Origin of the sequence: Bariatricus sp. HCP28S3_A4 (assembly GCF_052066395.1) — a bacterium.
Classification (GTDB): Bacteria; Bacillota; Clostridia; order Lachnospirales; family Lachnospiraceae; genus Allocoprococcus.
In genome coordinates this window covers 1-16,357 of the sequence record NZ_JBQHSE010000025.1, presented here as the reverse complement: position 1 = coordinate 16,357, position 16,357 = coordinate 1, and the positions used below count along the sequence as shown (strand labels likewise).

At 43.3% G+C, this 16,357-nt stretch carries 17 protein-coding genes; 9 read left to right on the top strand and 8 right to left on the bottom strand.

The window, feature by feature from the left end; translation table 11 throughout:
* Positions 1–78 precede the first annotated feature (78 nt).
* The 9 genes from ACTNBF_RS12160 to ACTNBF_RS12120 all read left to right on the top strand — a co-directional run bounded on the left by ACTNBF_RS12160 (position 79) and on the right by ACTNBF_RS12120 (position 9,145).
* Entirely contained in the window at positions 79–939 is an 861-nt protein-coding gene (locus ACTNBF_RS12160; protein ID WP_427806888.1) for a phosphoribosylaminoimidazolesuccinocarboxamide synthase, read from the top strand.
* A gap of 90 nt (positions 940–1,029) precedes the next feature.
* Complete coding sequence (locus ACTNBF_RS12155) at positions 1,030–1,959, top strand: AraC family transcriptional regulator (protein ID WP_441018214.1); 930 nt, start codon at positions 1,030–1,032, stop codon at positions 1,957–1,959.
* Positions 1,932–2,822, top strand: coding sequence for an AraC family transcriptional regulator (locus ACTNBF_RS12150; protein WP_427806890.1), 891 nt, complete (start codon positions 1,932–1,934; stop codon positions 2,820–2,822). Before ACTNBF_RS12155 ends, ACTNBF_RS12150 begins: the two co-directional genes overlap by 28 nt.
* A gap of 95 nt (positions 2,823–2,917) precedes the next feature.
* Positions 2,918–5,176, top strand: coding sequence for a glycogen/starch/alpha-glucan phosphorylase (locus ACTNBF_RS12145; RefSeq protein ID WP_441018218.1), 2,259 nt, complete (start codon positions 2,918–2,920; stop codon positions 5,174–5,176).
* Between the two features lie 152 nt (positions 5,177–5,328).
* Positions 5,329–5,850: a hypothetical protein gene (locus tag ACTNBF_RS12140; RefSeq protein ID WP_441089344.1), complete on the top strand. Its 522-nt coding sequence runs from the start codon at positions 5,329–5,331 to the stop codon at positions 5,848–5,850.
* Between the two features lie 45 nt (positions 5,851–5,895).
* Positions 5,896–6,837 (top strand): hypothetical protein, encoded by a 942-nt coding sequence (locus ACTNBF_RS12135; protein ID WP_441089343.1) that lies wholly within the window; start codon positions 5,896–5,898, stop codon positions 6,835–6,837.
* Positions 6,838–7,089: 252 nt separating this feature from the next.
* A complete protein-coding gene (locus tag ACTNBF_RS12130; protein ID WP_441089342.1) occupies positions 7,090–7,347 on the top strand; it encodes an alpha-E domain-containing protein in 258 nt (85 codons plus the stop codon).
* An 83-nt stretch (positions 7,348–7,430) separates the two neighbouring features.
* Positions 7,431–7,727 (top strand): hypothetical protein, encoded by a 297-nt coding sequence (locus ACTNBF_RS12125; RefSeq protein ID WP_427806896.1) that lies wholly within the window; start codon positions 7,431–7,433, stop codon positions 7,725–7,727.
* A gap of 65 nt (positions 7,728–7,792) precedes the next feature.
* Positions 7,793–9,145: a putative ABC transporter permease gene (locus ACTNBF_RS12120; RefSeq protein WP_427819945.1), complete on the top strand. Its 1,353-nt coding sequence runs from the start codon at positions 7,793–7,795 to the stop codon at positions 9,143–9,145.
* Positions 9,146–9,190: 45 nt separating this feature from the next.
* Here the strand turns inward: ACTNBF_RS12120 and ACTNBF_RS12115 are convergent, their stop codons facing one another.
* The 8 genes from ACTNBF_RS12115 to ACTNBF_RS12080 form a co-directional block, all read right to left on the bottom strand.
* A complete protein-coding gene (locus ACTNBF_RS12115) occupies positions 9,191–10,027 on the bottom strand; it encodes a carbohydrate ABC transporter permease (protein ID WP_441025505.1) in 837 nt (278 codons plus the stop codon).
* The gene (locus tag ACTNBF_RS12110; protein WP_427806901.1) at positions 10,027–10,854 is read right to left on the bottom strand and encodes a carbohydrate ABC transporter permease; all 828 of its coding nucleotides are present in this window, start codon (positions 10,852–10,854) and stop codon (positions 10,027–10,029) included. The genes ACTNBF_RS12115 and ACTNBF_RS12110 overlap by 1 nt, the downstream gene beginning before the upstream one ends.
* Positions 10,855–10,907: 53 nt before the next feature.
* Positions 10,908–12,185: a sugar ABC transporter substrate-binding protein gene (locus ACTNBF_RS12105; protein ID WP_427806903.1), complete on the bottom strand. Its 1,278-nt coding sequence runs from the start codon at positions 12,183–12,185 to the stop codon at positions 10,908–10,910.
* A 195-nt stretch (positions 12,186–12,380) separates the two neighbouring features.
* Positions 12,381–13,961, bottom strand: coding sequence for a glucose-6-phosphate isomerase (locus ACTNBF_RS12100; protein WP_441029901.1), 1,581 nt, complete (start codon positions 13,959–13,961; stop codon positions 12,381–12,383).
* Between the two features lie 137 nt (positions 13,962–14,098).
* Positions 14,099–14,287 (bottom strand): DUF2871 family protein, encoded by a 189-nt coding sequence (locus ACTNBF_RS12095; RefSeq protein WP_427806907.1) that lies wholly within the window; start codon positions 14,285–14,287, stop codon positions 14,099–14,101.
* A gap of 81 nt (positions 14,288–14,368) precedes the next feature.
* Entirely contained in the window at positions 14,369–14,791 is a 423-nt protein-coding gene (locus ACTNBF_RS12090; RefSeq protein ID WP_441025516.1) for a hypothetical protein, read from the bottom strand.
* A gap of 15 nt (positions 14,792–14,806) precedes the next feature.
* Positions 14,807–15,205, bottom strand: a complete 399-nt coding sequence (locus tag ACTNBF_RS12085; RefSeq protein WP_441089341.1) for a hypothetical protein — start codon at positions 15,203–15,205, stop codon at positions 14,807–14,809.
* Between the two features lie 54 nt (positions 15,206–15,259).
* On the bottom strand, positions 15,260–15,817 hold the full coding sequence (locus ACTNBF_RS12080; protein WP_441029902.1) for a CDP-alcohol phosphatidyltransferase family protein: 558 nt from the start codon (positions 15,815–15,817) through the stop codon (positions 15,260–15,262).
* Positions 15,818–16,357: the final 540 nt, after the last annotated feature.

The following is a 16,357-nucleotide window of genomic DNA, read 5'->3' as shown; positions in this document are numbered from 1 at the left end:
GGATTGCATTTTGTTTCAAAATCTGTTTATCTATTAAGTAGAATACATATTAATTTCAACTTAGCGAGGTGTAGAAAAATGAAACCTATCAAAGAAGGAAAAGTCCGTGAGATTTATGATAACGGCGATAGCCTGATTATGGTTGCAACAGACCGTATCAGTTGTTTTGATGTGATTTTGAACAACACAGTGACCAAGAAAGGAACTGTTCTGACTCAGATGTCCAAATTCTGGTTTGATCTGACTCAGGATATTCTTCCAAACCATATGATTTCTGTAGATGTAAAGGATATGCCGGAATACTTCCAGCAGCCACAGTTTGACGGTAACAGCATGATGTGCCGTAAACTGAACATGCTCCCGATTGAATGTATCGTGCGTGGATATATCACCGGAAGTGGCTGGGCAAGCTATCAGGAAAACGGAACCGTATGCGGAATCAAACTTCCGGAAGGTTTAAAAGAATCCGATAAACTTCCGGAACCTATTTACACACCATCTACCAAAGCCGAGATCGGTGACCATGATGAAAATATTTCTTATGAACAAAGTATTACTCATCTGGAAAAATATTTCCCGGGAAAAGGGGAAGAATATGCCGCAAAGCTTCGTGACAACACTATTGCACTTTATAAGAAATGTGCAGATTATGCACTAAACCGCGGAATCATCATTGCAGACACCAAGTTTGAATTCGGTCTGGATGAAGAAGGAAATCTGGTGATCGGTGATGAGATGCTGACTCCGGATAGCTCTCGTTTCTGGCCTGCTGAAGGATATGAACCAGGCCATAGTCAGCCCTCCTTCGACAAACAGTTTGCCCGCGACTGGCTGAAAGCGAATCCGGATAATGACTGGACTCTTCCGGATGAGATTGTTCAGAAAACAATCGATAAATATTTGCAGAGCTACGAAATGCTTACAGGCAAAACACTTTAATATATAAGAAACATTACGAGAATCTTCCCACTGTAACATAATATGGAAGATTCTCGTATTTTTACACCAATAAAAGGAGGTTCTTGAATCATGTCAGATACGCACATTTCCTCTCTCTATGAATACAGACAACATGGAACGCTGGAATTCCCTTATGTTGTCTATCATTTTCAAATTCCGGTTTCCCTGTATTCCTGCCCTATGCACTGGCACGATGAGATGGAATTGATGTTTGTTCAGAGCGGATGCTGTACCGTTACACTGAACAAAGTGCCTTTTACTGTCCACACAGGGGATATCGTGCCAATCCTTCCCGGGATGCTGCACGCCATTGAACAACTCCATGAAGAAACCTGTGAGTACTTCAGTATTTTATTTGATCTAAAGATGTTGGGACAAGATTCGCCTTCCGACTACTGTTACACTACATATATAAAGCCTTATCTGGACGAGCAGATTTCCCTTCCTTTCCGGATTCCTTCCAACCATCCACAACACGACCGGATTTCCGAGATACTGACTTCCCTTACACAGACTATCTCCGAGTCCTCCCATGGATACGAACTATTCGTGAAGTCTCAGCTTTACCGGATTTTCTGGCTGTTCGAATCACTGGAAGGGCGAACATTACATGCTCCTCCCGACCATTCACAGCTCACCCAGATTAAAAAGATAAAAGAACTACTTCTTTTTATCCACTCGAATTATGCGAGTCCCTTGTCTCTTAAGGGAGCCGCTGATTTCTGCGGCTACAGTGTCTCTTATTTTACAAAGTTCTTCAAGTCATTTACCGGAATGACCCTGGTTGAATACATGAACCATTATCGTCTGGAAAAAGCGTGCGAACTGCTTCTTACCACCGATTTAAGCGTGATTGAAATTTCTGAAAATACCGGTTTTGAAAATCACTCATATTTCATCCGGTTATTTCGCAGGCAATATCAGATGACACCTTTGAAATACCGCCGATCAAGTGACAGAAAGGAGCAATTATGTCAGGAACCATCTCTCAGCAGGTAGACAATACTTTAAAAGAGCTCGGCTCTCATGGATCCTTTGAACTACCAGTAGAAACCTACACCGACAACTGCGAGATCTTCCGTTCTCTCTACCTGCACTGGCATGAAGAAATGGAATTTATCTTCATCGAATCCGGAAGCGGACTGGTACGGTTAAACCGAGAGGCACTCCGTGTCAGAGAAGGTGATCTGCTGATTGTGAACCGTGGGGTCCTGCATTCCATGAAAACGGATCCACGCCACATCCTCTACTATAAAAGCATTGTTTTTGATCTGAATTATCTTGCAGGAACCGCCGGGGACTTATGTCAAGAGCGTCTAATCGCTCCGCTGGCGGCAAATCAGGCGGAATTTGTTCATCGTATCACGCCGGATGTCTCCGGCTACGACCGCCTTATGGAGATTTTCGGTCAAATCCACTCTTGCCTTGACAAAAAGGAACCTTATTATTATGTACGTCTCAAGGCACTATTCTACGCATTTTTCTATGAAATGCTCGCAGGAAATTACATCATCACCTCAGACCACGCTGAGCAGAATAAGAGTCTTTCTTCTATAAAAAATGTGCTGGACTACATCAACTCACATTACAATGAACCGTTGAATGCCAAAGAACTGGCAGGGCTTTCCAACTACAGCGAATACTATTTCATGAAACTATTCCGCCAGTATACCGGAAAAACTCTGATTGAATATATCAATGACCTACGTCTGGAAAAATCAAAGACGCTTCTTCTGCATTCCGATGACTCCGTCACAGAAATCGCGCTGGAATGCGGATTTAACAACACAAGCTACTACATCAAGAAATTCCAGCAGGCAAACGGAATCTCTCCCCACAAATTTCGCAAGAACATGTCATAACAGAACAATTTTGTTGTATTTTTCACCTTTCAGGGCGTGCTATAGTCTATACATACACAGTAAACAGACATTTACCCCTGAAAGGAGATACAACAATGAAATCATTAGAAAATTTAATTTTTGACATGTTTGGAAAAGACTGTTCACAGTGTTCAGATGAAGAAATTTACCATGCATTATTAGTTTATACAAAAAAAGCACTTTCTGAGAAAGGCTATCAGGATGGCAAAAAGAAAATTTACTATATTTCTGCAGAATTTCTGATTGGAAAGCTGCTTTCCAATAACCTGATCAATCTCGGTATTTATGATGAGGTTGCAAAATTCCTTGAAGAAAATGGCAAATCTATTTCAAAAATCGAAGAAGTGGAACCGGAGCCATCTCTCGGAAACGGTGGCCTTGGACGACTGGCGGCATGCTTCCTTGACTCCATCGCCACACTTGGACTTCCGGGTGAAGGAATCGGTCTCAATTATCACCTTGGACTTTTCAAGCAGGTATTCGAGAACCACCTGCAGAAAGAAACTCCAAATCCATGGCTGACAGACGAAAGCTGGTTAACACCGACCGGCATTTCCTATATGGTTCCTTACCGCGGCTTTATGCTCAAATCATCTTTATATGACATTGATGTAGCCGGATATCAAAACAAATCCATCCGTCTGCGCCTCTTTGATATCGACATCGCAGAGGAAAGTATTGTCGGCGATGGAATTACATTTGACAAAAATGATATTCTCCACAATCTGACCTTATTCCTCTATCCGGATGACAGCGACGATGCCGGAAGAAAACTGCGGATCTACCAGCAGTATTTTATGGTCAGCAACGCTGCACAGCTGATCCTCGATGAAGCAGTAAGTAAAGGATGTAACCTGCACGATCTTGCAGACTATGCTGTTGTCCAGATCAATGATACACATCCAAGTATGATCATTCCGGAATTCATCCGTCTCCTTACCGAAAGGGGAATTGAATTCGAGGAAGCCTGCGATATCGTGACACACGTATGTGCTTACACCAACCACACGATTCTGGCCGAAGCACTGGAGAAATGGCCAATCAGCTATCTGGAAGAAGTTGTTCCTCACCTGATGCCGATCATCCGCCGCCTGGATGAACGTGTCAAGATGCAGTATCCGCAGGAAGCCGTTGCCATCATCGACAAAAACAATCTGGTTCATATGGCACATATGGATATTCATTATGGATTCTCAATTAACGGTGTGGCTGCGCTTCATACGGAAATCCTGAAAAGCAGTGAATTAAAAGCTTTTTATGATATTTACCCGGAAAAATTCAATAACAAAACCAACGGAATCACTTTCCGTCGCTGGCTGCTTCACTGCAATCATGCACTGAGCGATTATATTTCCAGCCTGATCGGTACAGATTATAAGAAAGATGCCTCCGCTCTCGAGAACCTTCTGAAATACAAAGAAAACGAAGATGTTTTAAATACACTTCTTGAAATCAAAACAAATGCGAAGAAAGTATGCAAAGACTTTATTCTGGAAAATACCGGTGTCGAAATTAACGAAAACAGCATCTTCGACATTCAGATCAAACGTCTGCATGAGTACAAACGCCAGCAGCTGAATGCTCTGTACATCATTAATAAATATCTGGATATTAAGGCAGGCAACAAACCCGAACAGCCAATCACTTTCATTTTCGGCGCAAAGGCTGCTCCGGCTTATGTAATTGCAAAAGACATTATTCATCTTCTCCTCTGCCTGCAGGAGCTGATTGCAAACGATCCGGAAGTTGCTCCATACATAAAACTCGTTATGGTGGAAAACTACAATGTAACCGCTGCCGAAAAATTAATTCCGGCCTGCGATATTTCCGAACAGATCTCACTTGCATCAAAAGAAGCGAGCGGAACCGGAAATATGAAGTTCATGCTGAACGGTGCTGTCACACTCGGAACCATGGATGGTGCAAATGTAGAGATCAGCGATCTTGTAGGCCCTGAGAACATTTATATCTTCGGAGAATCAAGCGAGGCTGTGATTGAGCACTACGCAAAGAGTGACTACAATGCTTACGCAATCTACTCTTCTGACGAACGCATCAAGACATGTGTGGATTTCATCGTTGGAGACGAAATGAAAAAGATTGGAAATGAAGAAAACCTGACCAGACTTCACGATGAGCTGGTTCACAAAGACTGGTTCATGACCCTTCTTGATTTCAACGATTACACCGAGACCAAAGAACGCATGCTCGCCGATTACAGCGACAGAACTGCATGGGCCAAAATGATGTTGGTAAATATTGCGAAAGCCGGATTTTTCTCATCTGACAGAACAATTGAACAATATAACAAAGATATCTGGCATTTGAACTAAGAAATGCAAAGCAGCGCGGATCCTACTGAATGTGTTTTACACGGATCCGCGCTTGTTATTGTTCGTTTTAATAATCTGACAAATTCTCGTCAAATCACTGGCACAGGATCCCCGATTTTGATACAATACAATTATAATCGGGAGGTACTACTATGCTATTTTCGGATAAATTGAATTTTCTAATGAATCTCACACAGACTTCAAACAAAGAACTTGCGGCCGCCATTTCGGTGGATTGCTCTTTGATCAGCCTTCTTCGCACAGGAAAACGAGGAATGCCTCGAAACCGCGAGCACATTTCACGTATGGCTTATTTCTTTTCCAAACACTGTGTAGCTGACTTTCAGCGTCATGCGCTTTCTGAAATGCTGGAGCAGAGTATTCTGCGTTCTTCCATGCCCTCATCTGCGTTGGCTGAATATATCTTTAAATGGCTTTCCGATGATTACGATATTGTTGAAAATACACTGAGCAGGATATCTCACACTCCGGCTGTCCCTGAACCAAAACACAACATTTCAGCATCGAACTACATTTCGTCTTCTAATGATGAAACAGAATATTTTTATGGCAACAGCGGAAAAAGAGAAGCCATTCATCGATTACTCGGCCTCATGCAAACGCTTGAGCAACCTTCTACGATTCTGTTTGCTTATGACAACAATCTGGAATAGCTGTTCGAGGACTATTCCTTCACCCTTGAACTTCAGTCCAGCTTAATGGAAATTATCACCAGAGGCTTCACGATATGCCAGATCATGCCATCTATCAATTTTATGAATCGTTATGTCGAATCTCTGCGTTACTGGCTTCCGCTTTATGTAACAGGCCAGACGAAGGTATATTATTATCCCCGACTGCGCGATAATCTGTACCGTCATTCCATGATCGTTTTGCCCGGTCATTTTGCAATCTTCTCTACGTGTGTCGGGATGACAAGCAACCCAATCACACTACTTACCACCAATCCGTCTCTCGTTTACGCATACACCGGACAGTATAAAGATTATCTGTCCCTCTGCCAGCCGGCACTGACTGTACACAACACTTCGGAAGAACTTATGGATTGTTTTGAGGATTTCTTTTCACAGCCGGGATCCATCGTCCAGAAAGTCTTTCCTATTTCAGCAACTACAATCCCGAGAGAGATTCTGGAACAGCTTCGAGATAAGACCGATCATGTATTATGGAAGACTGCTTATGAAAAGAATTTAAACGAACTATCCTCTTTTGAAGAGCATTTGAAGCATACCCCTTTTATCGACATATGCGAGCTGTCCGACCCGAAGGATATTCGTTCCGGGATGATTCCGATTGCAGCGCCTTACAAAACATACGACGGGCAGTCTATGTATACCCCGGAAACCTATGTGCTTCATTTAAAGAACATTCTTCGCTTGATGGATACCTATGAAAATTACTATTTCATTCCTTCTAAACCGGACACCAGACATGATTACAATCTCTTCGTCAAAAAAGAAGGAATGGCTCTTCTTGTCCGCAATACTGCTCCGACGCTGATCATAGAGCTGAAAAGACCGGAAATCGTAACCGCCTGCCGTGAACATCTTCTGCGTATGGCCGAACAATACTGCGACGGCATGCAGCGTACGAAAGCCCGCATGCAGATCAACGCCCTGATTCATGATCTTCAGGAATAAAGAAACGACCGGTTTTTGCCAAATTATAAGAAAAGAAAAAAACAGATTGACTCCCGGCATTCTCCGGTACTATAAGAGTTGTATTAAACAAAGGCGTTTTGCATAATTATGCAAAGCGCCTTTTCTATTAGGAATTACAAAGGAGGAGGAGAATTATGCAGGAAATGGATCTTTACAGGCACACCGATACGGTAAACGAACTGCTCGCCCGGTATGGTGTCAAGTTTGGTATTTATAAAAATAACGTATTCCATGAGCGAGAATTTCATCCAGCGTTACTGCTTTGACGCAGATGATATGAATTCCATTTATTCCAATCTGATGCGCGCGTACGACAATGGCATCACATTGCACGAATCCATCGGAAGCGAAACACTTTCTTATATTCAGCTTGCAGTTTATGAGCTAAACAAGGCGCGCGTTTCACAGTCACCGCTTATCGAGCTTCAAAAAGTCATGGACAATATCCTCGCGTTCTGGGGTATTGCAGATGATCCGGCATTTTCGTAAAGACACGCTCTCATGGTGGTTTTGTCCGGAAGGGAGACGAAATCGGTCAGATCGTCGATCCACTGCAGGGCATCCTGAACTTTATGTCCAAGCAGCACATCATTCGCTACAACGGAAAGAACGGATATCTCTCACAGGTCATCGAAAGCGAGGACTTTATACCGGTGCGGGCGGCGGATGCAGGTTTCTTTGAGTCTTTCGTAAAAGCCGGTGATGAAATCAAAAAAGGGCAAGTTCTTGCACGGATCCATGATCCATATCTTGGCACGGTGCGCAGCACACTTTGCGCTCCGGTGCATGGGACAGTCGCTTTTGTCCACGATGAGGCAATGACTTATGAACATACCGCTGTTCTTAAACTGATTCGGGAGGAACGTTAATCACCGCTTCTTGCACTTCCTTCTCTCTTCTGCTATAGTGATAGGAAGAAATGGAGGCACAAAAGATGAGTTATTCAATGTATGAACTGCTATGGTTTTTTATTCTGTATTCCCTGGCAGGATGGGCGCTTGGCACAGCCGCGGCTGCTGTAAGAGAGAAGAAGTTTGTCGATATCGGTTTTCTGTTCGGTCCCTACTGTCCGTCCTACGGTATCAGCGCCCTACTATTTGCGGTCTTTCTGTCGGAGCTGAAAAATAATCTGTTCTTCCTGTTTCTGGGAGGAACCGTCCTTTCTTTCTTCGTAACGATTGGAACCGGTTTTGTCTTAGAACGTATTTTCCATAGAAAATGGTGGGACTATTCCAGAAAGCGTTTCCAGTTCGGAGGCTACGTCACACTTCCTTACACAGTTCTCTGGGGACTGATCGCTGTATTCTGCGTTTCATTTGCCAATCCGCTTCTTACAGATCTGATGCATCTGATCCCAAGAAGCATCGGCGAACTGATCTTGATCATAGCCGGAATCATTCTCGGCATTGACCTGATCGGAACCATCAGCGGCATTCTGACCGTGCGCTCCCGTGTAAATAAAGCGTCTATTGTATACAGGATTTCTGAAGACCTCCAGAATGCAGCGGACACACTGGGAGAAGATCTGACCGGCTGGACACTGAAGCATCTGAAAAAAGCCTATCCGAATCTGGACGAAAAAGCTCTGCTGCAGGCGAAACTTGAGAAAGAACGTGAACTGGAAGCAGCCAAAGAGAAAGCCGGCGTATTTGCCGTTGGATGCTCGTTCTATAAACTGGTATGCCTGTTCTTTCTCGGGGCTTTCCTGGGGGATATCACCGAAACCATCTTCTGTCTGATCACTGCCGGGAAACTAATGAGCCGAAGCAGTGTGGTTTATGGCCCGTTCAGCATTGTCTGGGGACTCGGATGTGTGCTGCTTACAGCCATTTTATATCAGTACCGGACCCGCAGCGACAGCTATATTTTCGTATTCGGCACTATACTCGGCGGGGCCTACGAATACATCTGCAGTGTCTTCACTGAGATTGTTTTCGGCACGGTATTCTGGGACTACAGCCATATCCCGTTCAATCTGGGCGGCCGAATCAACCTGCTGTACTGCTTTTTCTGGGGTATCGCCGCCGTTGTGTGGCTGAAAATCCTCTACCCGCTGTTCTCAGGCTGGATTGAAAAGATTCCGAAGAAAATCGGCGTAACTTTGACTTGGGTGATGATTGTCTTTATGATTTTTGATATGATCATGTCCGGGCTTGCGATGGCGCGCTATTCCATCCGGCAGACCGAAGGTGTGAAAGCATCGACAGGGCTCGAATATTTTCTGGATGAACATTTCCCAGATGAGCGAATGGAACGGATTTATCCAAATGCAATTATTGTTGAATAGAATTAAGGCTGCCAAACGGCAGCCTTTTGCATGTATCATATTCGCTTATCCCTTCACAGACCCTCCCATCATTCCGGAAATCAGATATTTCCTAAACAGCATAGCTGTGAGCGCCGGTGGAATCAATGCGGTCATTCCGGCCGCGGCAATCAATCCATATTGAATAGAGTCTTTCGTCATAAATTCCGACACAACAATCGCCATCGGCTTTGTCTCCATGGATGAAGCCAGAATAAGCGGTATCTGAAACTGACTCCATGTATTCAAAAACATAATCAATGTCACGGAAAGAATAATCGGGCGGGAAAGAGGTAAGATGATCCGGGAAAATGCCGCTCCTCTTCCACATCCATCTATCATAGCTGCCTCTTCCAGCTCTTTTGGAATCGTCGCAAAATAGTTGGATATCAGCCATGAAGCCATCGGCAGATAGGAACTGACATACACCATGCTGAGCCAGAAAATATGATCCAGCATTTTTCCTGCTGCAAACATACGATAAAGGGGAATGATCGTTGCCATTACCGGAATCACCATCGTGATCAGGAAAAGATTCTTGATCACCTTTCTCCCCTTGAACTCCATCCTGCTTAAAGCATAGGCACTCATCATTGCAATCGGGATTCCAATAACGAGTGTAATACCTACTGCCCTCATCGAATTATACATTCCTTTAAAAAACGCATTTCCTCTTCGACTTCCTGAAAACAATTCTACATAATTAGCAAATGTAATACTCTCCGGCAGCATTTTAGAAGTCGGAGCAAAAATCGCATAATCCGGTGTAACAGATATCATGAATGTCCAGACGAATGGGCCGACTGTAAATATCAGAAACAGAATCGTTGCCAGAAAGTACCCTGCTCTTTTTACATATTTCACTAGTATTCCACCTCCTTATTCAGGCTGCGCAAGTAGAATACTCCAAGAATCAACGCAAAAAACATGACGATATAGGTCATGGCACTTCCTTTTCCAAAATTCAGGAACGTAAATGTCGTAAGATAGCTCTCCATCAATATATTTTTTCCCAGATCGCTATATCCTGAAAGTGCAACAATTTCATCAAATACATTGATCGCTGTTACGGATGTCGATGTGATACCCACCGCAATAAACGGTCTCATGAGAGGCATAGTAATATATCTGAAAATCATTCCCGGTGTTCCGCCGTCCATCTTAGCCGCCTCATAAAAGTCCACCGGAATCGACTGTCTTCCCGCCAGACAAACCAAGGCCATAAAAGGAATGCTCCTCCAGACCACCACAATGGAAATCACCAGCAGAAGCGTCCATCTCGATCCAAGAAATTCGATTGGTTTACTAGTGGTCCCAAGGCCTATCAAAAGTTTATTCAAGAATCCATATCCGGAGAAAAATACAAACTTCCACAATACTCCATTTACATACGGCGGCAACGCCCATGGCAATATAGACAATGATAGCAAAATACCTGACCATTTCACATCTACATTCAAAAATGATGCCACAAGATATCCGATCAAAGTAGTAAAGACCACAACAAAGACCAGAATAAATATTGTATTCTGCATACTGTACCAGAATGAGTCCGACTGAATTATATCAAGATAATTCTTGATTCCCACAAAATGGATATCTCCCGGGGCCGTCAGTTTCCATTTCTTTAAACTATATGAAAATGTCGCAATAATCGGATAAAATACTAATACACCCATGATGAGAATCATGGGTGTTAGTAAAAGATAAGGTAATATCTTTTTTTTCATTATTTATTTCCTAACTATTCGTTAATTAACTTTTCCAGCGCTGTTTCCATTTCATTGAAAGCTTCTTCTGCTGTAAGTTCGCCGAGTGCCATTTTGTTGATTGCATTATACATTGCACTGCTCATTTCTGCATAGTAAGAAGGTACACCGTTCGGGAACGGAGAAGCGATCAACTGTGCCTGTTCCAGCATTGCTCCCGCATTCTGAATCGTTCCGTCATTGATCAGTTCTTCCAAAACCGAATTACGTGTTGGAATTGCACTATTTGTTTCATTTAACTGCTTCTGCATATCAGCAGAGGTATACCATTCCACAAATTTCTTTGCAGCTTCTTTGTGTTCTGAAGTTTTTGTTACACCAATAGCCTCCGGCAATGCCATTGTCTGCGTTGCTTTTGCATCTTTTCCCGGGACAAGAATCGGCGCGATCTCACCGACAACGCTGCACTCTTCTTCATTATTTGTTCTGGATACAAAAGAAGTCGGTCCGGTCAGAAAGCTTGCGCTTCCGGAGCAAATACGTTTGTAAGCATCCATTCCTGAAGATGTCTTGTCTTCCGGTGCTACCAGTTCTTCCTTTACAAGCGTTTCCATATACTTAAGAGCTTCCATTACGGATTCTTCGTTGAAGGTTCCGTCTTCGTTCCATACAACGCCGTTCATGGTATAGGCAAGCCACATCAGGCATGTTGATGTCTTTTCTTCCGCATTTAAAGCGATTGCAAACGGATACTCTGCCGTTCCGGTAGATTTCAAAGTTCTGCAGGCTTCCAATACGTCATCCCATGTCTGCGGCTCCTCAGTGATACCGGCCTCTTCAAACTGTTTCGTGTTGTAGTATGAAAGACGATAGTCATTTGCATATGGTATCGCCAGGACTTGTCCGTCTTTTGTAAATGTCTCAAGAGTAGGCATGTCTGCTTTGTCCGCATCTGATACTTCCAATGGTTCCAGCCAGTCTGCCGCATAGAACTCTCCTACCCAGGACCAATCAACCTCTACTACATCCGCTGCGCATTGTCCTGCTGATGATGCAGTCGCCAGTTTTTCGCGGATATCATCCCATCCCACTTCAGAAATCTCAACTTCAATTCCGGTTTCCTCTGTGAAAGCCGCAAGCTGATCGTCCGTCGGGATTGCCCAATCCGGTGCCATAAAGGTAATCGTTTCTTTGGCTGTTCCTTCCTCTTCTTTTTGTTCACTGTCACCACTTCCGCTCTTTCCGCCACATCCGGTAAGCATGACACCAATCATCGAAGTGATCAACAGTATGCTCATTAGTCTTTTTTTCATAATTTCATCCTCCCATAGACTATCTCTTTTATATATACTATCAATACATTTACCGTATATCAAATAGATAAAATCTATATACCAATTATTTATAGATTTTATCTATTCATAATTCCCATCAGAATGAGCAAAATACCAAAAGGGAGCCTTCATTAAGAAAGCCCCCTTCTATGTATAAGTCTTTGTAAAATATGCTTAAATATTCAGCAGATCACTATATTCCTTCAATGCACCATCTGTATCATGTGCCAGAACTCTCTTCGCCAGCACTTTACCAAGCTGTACGCCTTCCTGGTCGAAGCTGTTCACATTCCATACGAATCCCTGGAACATGATCTTATTTTCAAAGTGTGCCAGAAGTGCGCCCAACGCCTTCGGGTCAAGCTGATCACCGATGATAATGCTTGACGGACGGCCGCCTTCAAAGTTCTTATTACGGTTCTCATCTGCTTTTCCACATGCAAATGCAACGATCTGAGCCACTACGTTAGCGCAGAGCTTCTGCTGGCTTGTGCTGTCCTGGATCACAACATCTGTGCCGATCTGGCTGTTCTTAAATCCCACGAACTGAAGCGGTACAATATCAGTTCCCTGATGAAGGAGCTGATAGAAAGAATGCTGTCCGTTCGTTCCCGGTTCGCCGAAGATCACCGGACCGGTCGGATAGTTTACAGGTTCTCCAAAACGGTTTACGGATTTACCGTTGGATTCCATATCAAGCTGCTGCAGATGTGCCGGGAAACGGCTCAGTGCCTGAGAGTATGGAAGGACAGTTGTTGCCGGATATCCAAGAACATTACGCTCATAAACACCAATAAGTGCATCCAGCATTTCCGGATTCTTCAATACATCTTCATTCATAGAAAGCTTGTCTTCTTCTGCCGCGCCTTCCAGGAACTCTGCAAATACTTCCGGTCCAAATGCCAAAGATAATACAGCGCCACCAACTGCGGATGTAGAAGAAAAACGTCCGCCGATATAGTCATCCATAAAGAATGCTGCGAGGTAATCATCACTCTTTGCAAGCGGAGATGTTTCACTGGTAACAGCAATCATATGCTTTGAAGCATCCAGTCCTGCATTTTTCAGAGCATCCTTCACAAAGGATTCATTTGTCAGAGTTTCAAGAGTTGTACCTGACTTAGAAACCAGTACGAAAATAGAATGTGCAACATCAATAGAATTCAGAACTGCTGCCGCGTCGTCCGGGTCTACGTTGCTGATGAATTTCGCTTCCATCTTGAACTTGCCGTTCTTCTTTGCCCAGTTCTCAAGTGCCAGGTACATCGCACGCGGACCAAGGTCACTTCCGCCGATACCAATCTGTACAACCGTTGTAAATTTTTCTCCTGCTGCGTTCGTAATCTCTCCCGCATGTACTTTATTTGCAAAATCAGCAATCTTATCCTGCTGCTCTACATAAAATGCACGTTTGTCAACGCCGTCTGCCACTACCGGATCACCCAACTGTCCGCGTGTCAACTGATGAAGCACAAGACGTTTTTCCCCTGTATTGATCACTTCACCATTATAAAGAGCTTTGAATTTCTCCGTAAGCTGTGCCTCCTTGGCCAGTTTAGCAAGAGCGTTTAATACATCATCATCTACCTGCTTCGCCGCATAATTATAAGTAAGCCCTGCAGCCATCGGTATACTATAATTTCTTACACGTTCTGCACCATTTTCACCGCTCATCACTTCCGCCAGATTCACACGATCCACATTTTCCAATTCCTGATAGGAAGCAAGGGTATCTAAGTTCTTCCAGGTAACCATAATAGTTTCCTCCTTAATAAAGATATTGACTTATAAATTCTCATGAACTCTTATAATTATACTATTAATAGGCTCTGAATTCAAGACTGCGGGCCGCAAGTTTCTTAACAGGTACAAGATGCATATATTATTCCCCCTTATACTGTCTTCTTTAACGAAATCAATAATAAAACAATTCCCACTCCGGTCAAAATATGCCCAATTCCAGCAATCCCTGAAATGGAGGCGCTAAGCGCAGATGAAAGTGACAAACCGAGTACCTGTGTCACACCGCGCACCAACATCATTACCGCTGTGAGCGGAACTCCGATATTATAAATCCACATAAATACCCGGAAACTTTTCACTTTCTGCAGCTCCTGCCATAGCAGCAATCGCGTATCCCAGTGAAAAATTCAAATATTTTTTCAATAATTCTCGCTTCCTTTCATCGCTTTGTAACCAATCAGAACAACCCAGACATAGGCGCATGTCTTCGGAATCATCAGCATCCCTACAGGCGGCACTGTATCCGCAAACAGCACAACCGGAATATAACAAGCGAAACTAAAGATCACAGCAAGATACAAAAACCGGAACGCTTCATCCTTCGTCTTCTCTGCACTTTGACAGAACAAAATCACAATTAATATACCAAGAATGGTAAACGGAATATTCCGGTAAATCCCCCAGGACAGTGGTGCCTCGGCACTGGTCCATTCATTTTGCGGCATGAGACACAACACAATTCTGCCGAGCGCTGTCGTATAATTTTCCAGCCCCGTCGTGCAAAGTGCAATCGCTCTCGGTACGAGGTGAAACGCATCGCCACACCCCAGAATGACCGCCATCTGGCGGGAATTATGTTACCGGTAAAGAACTCTGCTTATGATCTCAACAAGTGTGTCACAGTTTCCGTTTCCTTGTATAAGAAGAAGCAATATATTGTCGAGCACAAATCCAACAAACGTCTCCTCAGTAAATGACTCCGAAAATGCGCCTTTGGCAACTGCCTGATCTGCGTGCAGTACATTCAAAAGTCCCGCATTCATATGCGTGAAATAACGCTGCATAGTGCGTTTTGCTTTCCCTTTTTCCGAATTCGCAAGGCTGATTGAATGGGTGGCAAAAAAATCCGGGTATTCCCCGACTCCCTTCTGTACGCATTCAAACAAATACCTAACATATCCGGAAAACGAAAAATCGCTTCCTTCGATGTGATGCTCGTATTCATTCCACTTACCTCCAACATGAACAATGTTCATAATGCCACTATTTTGCTTCCATGTCTATAAACGCGGGCTCGATTCACAACAAATTTACTTACAAAGTAACTGCGAATGAAATTTCAAGTACATCATGATTGCAAATACTTCCAGCCCGATCATCAGAACAATCATCGCATTGCCTACCGCATCCGGAATATTCGGTATAAACAGGAGAACCAGAATGCAAACGTCCACCACTGCAGTACACACTTTTCCGTACCACTGTGCACCATTTAACGTTTTTTTCACCTTCAGCAAATAAATCCCCATGACCGCCATATAGATTTCTTTGACCAAAAACACAATAAAAAACACTTTCATCCATGGATGTCTGAGCGCAACCGCAAGGGCAAGTGTTCCCTGAACCAATTTGTCCGCCACTGGATCCAAAATTTTTCCAAAATTTGTAATCATGTTAAATCTTCTCGCGATAAAGCCATCCAGAGCATCTGACAAAAAGATCAGTCCCAGAATCACAAACGTTATAGTAAATTCTTCCCTTGTTTTAGCCCGGTAATAGCATATCAAAAACACCGGCAGCATCAGTATACGAAAATATCCGAGCATATTTGGTATTGAAAATAGTTCTTTTTTCCTTTCTTTCATCATCGTATCCTCCTAGTGACTAGTACACCGAAAAATAAGTTTCTGATACATTGACGCAGGATGATTGTTTCATATGCAAGGCGGAAGAATGAGGCGTAGCGGTGGCTACGTCGATTGACGACAACGCTGCAGATGAAAAATCAGACAAGTCAAGGTGTCAGTTACTTATTATTCGGTGTACTAGGGGGACGGGTTCCCTGGTCACTCTAATTTTGTATCTATAATGTTGTTAAAAACATTATAGATGTTTTGTGTGTTTAGAAATATGTTCATGTTATGAGCTAATGAGTTTCACTTATATTATAGCATTTAGGCGAAAAAAGTAAATATGAAGGAAAGTCCAGGTCAGGGTTGTTTCACGAAGTATTTTGAAACTACTAAGACCTCCACATTTTTTGGCAAGAAACACTTTTCCCTCTTATATATTTTTCCCGGGAGTTTGACAGTTAAACAATAGGAAAAGCACTTGCAGGCCGCATAAAACCTGCTTTTTTTGTGTCAACTTTTTGGTTTTATTGTATTGTATTTTATTGCAATGTATGG